Genomic DNA, 6469 nt, shown 5'->3' on the forward strand with positions numbered 1-6469 from the left:
GGGTCGCGTTTGTCATGTGCACCCCGGGGTGCCCTCAACACCTGCCTCATCGAGCCCAGCGAACGTCCATCAACCGAGAACGCAACGGCCTTGCCTGGGGTCGCAAGGTCCGGCGGCATTGAAGAACTTCGCTCTTGGTGATCGCATGGTCACATATTGCCACCTACTTGGTTGCGCCGAGGGACAAGCCCTCTCTGACGTCGGCGACTCGTTCATGGGGCCTGCCGTCCCTCGCAGACGAACCAGACGATCTTGCCGTCCGGCGTCGGATCGATACCCCACCGCTCGGAGTAGGCCGCGACGATGGCCAGCCCGCGTCCGTGCTCCTCGTCCGGCCCCGCAGGCAGTGGGGTCGGCAAGACAAGGCTGCGGTCGGCCACCTCGCCCCGGACGCTTCGGCCCTGCCGGTGCAGGGAGAGGGTCACCGCGGACTTCGCGTGCACGATCGTGTTGGTCACGACCTCCGACACGACCACGGTCAGGTCGTCGGCCAGAGCGGACAGGCCCCACACCGCGAGGGCTTCGCGCACGAGCCGGCGCGCTGCGGCCACCGCTTCGGGTACGGCGGGCAGGTCCCAGCTTGTCTCCTTGCTGTCTCGTGCGGGGGACGGAGCGTGCATCGGCGGGATTTCTCTCGGAGAGTCGTCGAGATGTCCCGCAACCGTATGGTGCGCGCCTCGATCGGGAAGGTCATGCGTGTTCACCGTGCCCACCCCTCCAGCAGGGCTGTCCAGAGTTTGATCGCCGCTGCCCTTTGCAGCCAGGGGCTCTCGCTGACGTGGGTGCTCGCGGACGTGCGTACGGTGCGGCGGATGAAGGCCAGGCCCGCCGCCTCGCACAGCTCGTATGAGGTGGGGACGCAGCCGCAGGTGTGACTTCTGACCCTGACGGACACGGCTCTGTCCGTGGAGGCAGACCAGCTGATCTTGGTGAGGCCGTTCTTGGCTGGTTTGAGGTGTGCGCTGTGGAAATCCTGCGTGCTCATGCCGGCCGCTCTACGTATGCGGCGGCATTGTCGGCGTTGGCTACCACGGCGAGGCACGCCTGCGGCTGGAGCGGGTGGACGGCGGCGGGGGCTGCGGGATGGTGTGGCGGACCGGCGATCTCGGCCCAGATCACCTTGCCGCCGCACTGCGCGGGATAGGTCGCCCAACGGCGAGCCAGTACGGCCATGGCCGCCATGTGTTCGTCGAGGGATACCGGGTTCGGTGGGGTGGGATCGGTGTCCCAGACATCGATGATCAGCGCGTCGGCGCGACGGTGGGCGCGGATGCCGAGTACGGGAACGCGGGTGAAGTCGATGCCGGGATAGCGGGGGTTGGGGTCAGGGTCACCGGTGGTTTCCACCGCGCGGGCGATGAGGTGGGCGGCGGCCTGTTCGGCGGCGTGCTCGACGGCGGCGAGGTCCCAGTTGCGGGCGGCGATGCGGGCAAGCGTCGCACCGATACTGATCGCGGTGTGCAGCGCCAGCAGCGTGAGCTCGGCCGCCGAGCACAGAACGGCCTTATACCGGCTGCCCATGGCGACCTCCACTCGCGCACAGGAACAGCCGCAGTAGCCGGCGTTCGGCCGTGGCCTGGTCAACGATCATCCCGGGCACCTCGGATGCGGATGTCGTACATCCTGGCCAGGGCGGTCATAGCGCGGTTTCCTCGTCGGCCACGACGACGATGGATTGGGTTTCCTTCTCGATGACCATGCGGATGCCTCGGTGGATCCCGTCGACCTCCGATAGGTGCCACAGGGCCGGAATGATGACGGCGTGCACGTCGGGGCTGAGGAGCGTTCGGAGCAGACTGCCGAACGCTGTCCGTCGGTGGGTGTGTGCCGGCTCGGTGTAGATGTCGATCAGCTCCAGCCCGGACCGCGCGGCGACCGTGAGGAGGCGCTCGGCGAGCTGGTCGGCGTGACCGGGTGGATCGGTGGGGCGGAGCCGGATGTACCCCACCGCCCGGAGCAGCGCGGGTGTCATCTCGTCTGCCAGGCCCGACAGGCCCTCCATAATCTGGGCTTCGCGTACGAGTCGGCGCGTTGTTTCTGCCGCTTCCGGAGTGGTGGGTTGGTCCCGGCATGTCTCCCCGGTGTCGTCGTGTACGGGGTGTGGGACGACGGGGTTAAGGTTCCTCATAGGTCAGGGAGCTCCCAAATTCCTGATCCAGTCCTCGGCGGGTGGTTGCGTCACCACGCCCGAGGGCGCCGGGGCAGTTCCGCTCGCCGGTACCCGGTCGGCGGACATGCCATGTCGGTCGGTGACAAGCGAGTGGCGGCCTCTCGCATGCTGTAGCCCGTGTTCTTGCTCCTGGTCATTTTCATGACCGGTCGCTATGCCAACGTTCGGTACCGCTGCGTGCACTGACTGTCACCGAATCGAGCTAGCCTCATAGTGCCCTCAGTCAGTCAGGAATCGCAATACCCAAATTCAGCAATACCTGAATCTGTGTTATGTGTGCATTCACCCCCGATGCGAAGAGGAGCGAACGGCGTGGCATATAGCCCAACGGTGAGGAGAAGGCGACTTTCCAATGCCTTGCGCCAGTTCCGTGAGGCCGCCGGCCTGGACTCGAAAGAGGTCGCACGGCGTCTCGGATGGCAGCCCAGCAAGGTGACCCGCATCGAACGCGACGAGTGGCGTCGGCCCACGATCAACGACGTCATGGACCTGCTCGACGTCTACGGCGTGACGGACGAAACCAGACGGGCCGCCATGATTGCCTTGGCTCGCGACAGCCGTCGGCGCGGCTGGTGGGAAGAGGAGTTCAAGGACATTCTGGGTGGAGCGCTCGTCGGCCTGGAATGGGAGGCATCAGAGATCCAGACCTTCGAGGCGATGCTCATCCCGGGCCTGCTCCAAACCGCCGACTACGCCAGGGCGGTCTTCAAGGGAGGGCGAGTGATGGAGACAAGCGACATCGAACGCCTGACCGAGGCGCGTCTGGCCCGTCAACGATTGCTGGATCGTGAAGACCCACCGCGCTTCTGGGCGGTGATCGACGAGGCTGCACTTCGCAAGCATGTCGGTGGCGTCGCTGAGATGCGTGACCAACTCCGCCACCTGTGCCGCATGGCCGAACGCCAGAACATCGGCATTCAGGTGCTGCAGGACGTGGTCGGCGCGCACACCGCGATGACCGGCGGCTTCGCGATCCTGGACTATCGAGCATCGGAGGACCCCAGCATCGTCTACGTGGAAGTCGGCGCGGCCGGTGATCTCTTCCTGGAGAAGCCTGAGGACGTGGCTCACTACCGGGAGAGTTACAGCCACCTCCGTGCGTCCGCACTGAGCACGGACGCGTCGGTGGCGTACATTGAATATCTGGCCAAGCACCTCAAATAAGGGCGGAGTCCATGAACAACCCCAAATACGGTCTTGTCTGGCGTAAGGCGTCCTACAGCTCCGCAGAGGGACAGAACTGTGTCGAGGTGGCTTCGCTTCCAGATGGAGGGCATGCCGTACGCGACTCCAAGCACCCCGACGAGGCCGTTCTGACGTTCAGCGCGAGTGAGTGGAACGCGTTCATCAAGGGAGTCAAGGACGGTGAGTTTGGCTGACCGGAAGCAGAGGCGGACGTACTTCTGTCGTATCAGCGATCTGGCGGACGCCGCACCTCGGATGCCCTGGACGACCAGCGGGATAGTAGAGCCCAGCCCTGTCAAGATCTAAGGCGCTCTTGGGTTTCTGCACTCCGGGAATAGCAATCCGTGAGAGAATGATTGCATGGCGTTAAAGGGCCGTCGGGCCACTTTCGATGAACGACTGCAGGCTGTTCGACTGATGGAGCAAGGCGAGTCCCCGGATGACATCGTGCGGATTCTCGAGGTGTCCAGGCGGTCGCTGTTCGCGTGGCAGCGTGATTACCGTGAGCGCGGTCAGGCCGGACTACGCACCAAGAAGACCCGCGGTCCGGACGCGAAACTCGGCGCCGATGAGATGTCCAGTCTGTATGCGCTGCTGGTGGGCTGCGATCCACGCCAGTTGAGCTTCGGGTTGGCGTTGTGGACGCGCACGATGGTTCAGGAACTGATCCGGCAGCGCTTCGGCGTCAAGCTGAGCCTGGCCAGTGTCGGCCGTGTCCTGGGCCGGCTCGGCATGTCGCCGCAGAAACCGCTGTATAAGGCCTATCAGCAGAATCCTGAGCTGGTCGAATGGTGGAAGTCCGAGGAGTATCCGAAGATTGTCCGGCAAGCCGCCGAGCACAACGCGCTCATCTACTTCGCAGATGAGGCGGCCTTGTCCACCCACTACCATCGGGGGACGACATGGGCCCCCGTCGGGCAGACGCCCGTAGTCGAACATACGGGGGCACGCAAGTCCGCGTATATGGTCTCGGCGGTCGACCGGCAGGGGCGGCTGCGTTTCCAGATACTGGACGAAGGCTTGAAGGCCAAAGACTTTATCGCATTCTGTAAACGATTGATGTCAGACAGTGACGGCCGTCCGGTGTATCTCATCCTCGACAACAGCCGCGTGCACCATGCGAAAGTCCTGAAGACCTTCGCCAACGACAGCGACGGCATGCTGAAGCTGTTCTTCCTGCCCGCCTACTCCCCGGAGTTGAACCCCGACGAATGGGTCTGGAAGAACGTCAAGCGCGACCACGTCGGCCGCGCCGCAGTCCACGGCATCCAGCAGATGAAGAAGCTCATGCTCGGCGCGCTACGGCGCCTCCAAAAGACACCCGCACTCGTCAGAAGCTTCTTCAACGACCCACACCTGGGCTACATCGCCGCTGCCCACTCATAGTGCAGAAACCCATGATCTGATTAGATAATCAAGCAAACGAGAAAACATTGGACTTGAGTAACGCTGTGTGGCGGAAGTCGACTTACTCCTCGGGAAATGGCGGCCAGTGTGTCGAGGTCGCGATGAATCTTCCTGGAGTGGTAGCCGTTCGTGACAGCAAGGACCCGGATGGGCCCAAGCTGCTGTTCACGCGCGATGAGTGGAAGGCGTTTATCGGCGGTGTCATGGATGGCGAAGTTGATATCCGGGGTTAGCTCTCTCGATCGACCCTCATCTCGCCTCTCGCAGGATGACGGGGACCATGGCCAGGTGCCGGGGTAAGTGTGGAAACGAAGTTCTCCCCATCGATGAGAGGGTTTTCCAGACTTACGCCGGCCGCTGCCATGCGGTCATACTCGGCGAGGACGAGGTTTTTGGTGCGGTAGGTGCCGTACTTGGCAATCTCGTTGTTCTTAAGTCCACCGGTCTCCGACTGGAAGGACTCTTGAATATAGTCCGCGTCAGAACGGTTGATGCCGTAGAGGTGGAAGAAGTAGGCGTCCAGTTCGGCCCGAATTCGCGCTCGCCGGCCATCGTCCCAGTGAAACGGTTCGCCGTAGTCCTCTAGATCTTGCGCAAGCCCGACCATATCGTAAGTACAGTACACTAGTTCGAGGACTCGGGGAGCGATGAATACGATGTGAGGCTCTAATGACTCGGGCGCGGGAACAGGAAGCTGTTTCCACGTCATGAGGGCCATATGCCTCCCATCGCTTTTTTGTCTACTCACATAGTCGAATATTAGTGAGCTTTGAGCCGCTATTAAGCCGCAAGTGAGTGCTGCGGAAACCTGCGGGAACATGAGGGGGAGAGTGTGACCGGCTGCGACTTTCGGAAGGAAGGCTGGGACTGCAGTACGCTCGTTTACCGCCTTCGTTACGTCTCGCCAGCCGCATAGCCAGTTCCGGCGCCAGTTTAGTTCCGCCAACCGTACTGCGGCGCCGGGAATTTCGGTCTCCACATTTCTTCTGACCGTTGGAATGAGTCCATCTTCCGCAACCCAATAGCGCGGGGTTGCTGCCACGGCTGCTTGCTGCTTTTCTAGATGAGACAGCTTGCGACGGTCCTCGTTCCCTGTTCCATAGTAGGAGTTCCATCTATGATCAAAATGATAGATCATTTTTCCTTCATAGACGGGGGAGAATCGCTCGCTGCCCAAAGTGAAGACGTTTCCGTGGAGTGTGGCTCCCTTTGCCTCCAACTCCTCCTTGGTTTGGAAGAGGTCAGAGTCGTCGGTCATGTTGAATAGATTTTTAAAGGTGATTCGCCAGATGTTTCCATTGACTTTGGTCTCGTCCCATAGTACGGGGAGGCGCCCATGTATCGCTAGCGTTAGGTCGGCGTCTTTCCTCGTGCGAAAAATCGGTAGGGTGCCGGTGTTGGGATTTATGCCAGTGATCTCATCGGGCCGGAGAGTAAAGACTCGTGTAGAGTCATCCAGGTCCGTGATGTCTTCAAGAAAAAATGCGAAGCTGGCGGTTGATTCACGTGAAGCTCGGCCTACGAGCGAAAGTAGGCAGAACTTGTAGGTCGCGTCGATCTCGAAAATCTTCCGGCGGTTCTCGAAGTCAAGCAGGCTCTTGATCGCGCCCCGTCGTAGGCATTCAGGCCCTGCGCATTCCGATGTTGGATGATCGCGGGGTGTGATCGTCTTCGGGTGTGGGGCGCCGCGGATTGTGGCGGGAATCA

8 protein-coding genes and 1 pseudogene are annotated in these 6469 nt (G+C 61.9%); 4 read left to right on the forward strand and 5 right to left on the reverse strand.

What is annotated here, in order from left to right; translation table 11 throughout:
• Nucleotides 1-212: 212 nt before the first annotated feature.
• The 4 genes from AB0I38_RS39940 to AB0I38_RS39955 form a co-directional block, all read right to left on the reverse strand.
• Nucleotides 213-620, reverse strand: coding sequence for an ATP-binding protein (locus tag AB0I38_RS39940; protein ID WP_358495902.1), 408 nt, complete (start codon nt 618-620; stop codon nt 213-215).
• 80 nt (nt 621-700) lie between these two features.
• On the reverse strand, nt 701-985 hold the full coding sequence (locus tag AB0I38_RS39945; RefSeq protein WP_358495905.1) for a hypothetical protein: 285 nt from the start codon (nt 983-985) through the stop codon (nt 701-703).
• Entirely contained in the window at nt 982-1533 is a 552-nt protein-coding gene (locus AB0I38_RS39950; protein ID WP_358495908.1) for a hypothetical protein, read from the reverse strand. The genes AB0I38_RS39945 and AB0I38_RS39950 overlap by 4 nt, the downstream gene beginning before the upstream one ends.
• A gap of 103 nt (nt 1534-1636) precedes the next feature.
• A complete protein-coding gene (locus AB0I38_RS39955) occupies nt 1637-2002 on the reverse strand; it encodes a hypothetical protein (protein ID WP_358495911.1) in 366 nt (121 codons plus the stop codon).
• Nucleotides 2003-2482: 480 nt separating this feature from the next.
• On the opposite strand from AB0I38_RS39955, the gene AB0I38_RS39960 reads away from it, so the two are divergent.
• From AB0I38_RS39960 to AB0I38_RS39975, 4 genes are all read left to right on the forward strand, one after another.
• A complete protein-coding gene (locus tag AB0I38_RS39960; RefSeq protein ID WP_358495915.1) occupies nt 2483-3334 on the forward strand; it encodes a helix-turn-helix domain-containing protein in 852 nt (283 codons plus the stop codon).
• 11 nt (nt 3335-3345) lie between these two features.
• Nucleotides 3346-3549 carry a DUF397 domain-containing protein gene (locus AB0I38_RS39965; protein WP_358495919.1) on the forward strand — a complete coding sequence of 68 codons (204 nt, stop codon included), beginning with the start codon at nt 3346-3348 and terminating at the stop codon, nt 3547-3549.
• 166 nt (nt 3550-3715) lie between these two features.
• Nucleotides 3716-4741 (forward strand): IS630 family transposase, encoded by a 1026-nt coding sequence (locus tag AB0I38_RS39970; RefSeq protein WP_358495922.1) that lies wholly within the window; start codon nt 3716-3718, stop codon nt 4739-4741.
• Between the two features lie 47 nt (nt 4742-4788).
• Nucleotides 4789-4995, forward strand: a complete 207-nt coding sequence (locus tag AB0I38_RS39975) for a DUF397 domain-containing protein (RefSeq protein WP_358495927.1) — start codon at nt 4789-4791, stop codon at nt 4993-4995.
• Here AB0I38_RS39975 and AB0I38_RS39980 read toward each other — a convergent pair.
• Nucleotides 4992-6469, reverse strand: a pseudogene (locus AB0I38_RS39980) (hypothetical protein); the annotation flags it as partial. The gene AB0I38_RS39975 and the pseudogene AB0I38_RS39980 overlap by 4 nt on opposite strands.

This window comes from Nonomuraea cavernae (assembly GCF_040655715.1).
Classification (GTDB): domain Bacteria; phylum Actinomycetota; class Actinomycetes; order Streptosporangiales; family Streptosporangiaceae; genus Nonomuraea; species Nonomuraea cavernae_A.